Raw genomic sequence first — 271 nt, 5'->3', positions numbered from 1 at the left:
CGCCACCGTCGGCTCGAAGAACCATCCCTGTGCGGGCACCTGTGTGACGCGCAGCAGCTCGGCACCGGCCTGCGCCAGCCGCTCCCGCTGCTCGACGAGCTCGTCGCGGCGCCCGGCGAACGCGACCGGCCCCACCTCGGTCGCATCGTCCAGGCTCGACCCGATCGCCCGGCGGCCGAACTCGGCGATCAGGAGACCTGCCAGCTCGTCCCGGCGCGCACGGTCGACGAGCACCCGGCGGGGTGCCTCGCACCACTGGCCCGACAGCTTC

Annotated in this window: 1 protein-coding gene; it reads right to left on the bottom strand. The window is 74.5% G+C overall.

Annotation, left to right across the window (positions count from 1 at the left end; all coding sequences use genetic code 11):
- On the bottom strand, nt 1–271 hold a 271-nt coding region (locus SB753_RS37385; protein ID WP_410805189.1), incomplete at both ends, for an aldehyde dehydrogenase family protein.

Source organism: Paraburkholderia sp. SIMBA_053, assembly GCF_046534895.1.
In the GTDB taxonomy this organism is placed as follows: Bacteria; Pseudomonadota; Gammaproteobacteria; order Burkholderiales; family Burkholderiaceae; genus Paraburkholderia; species Paraburkholderia caledonica.
The sequence above is the reverse complement of the archived record's forward strand: the minus strand, read 5'-3'. Positions and strand labels throughout refer to the sequence as shown.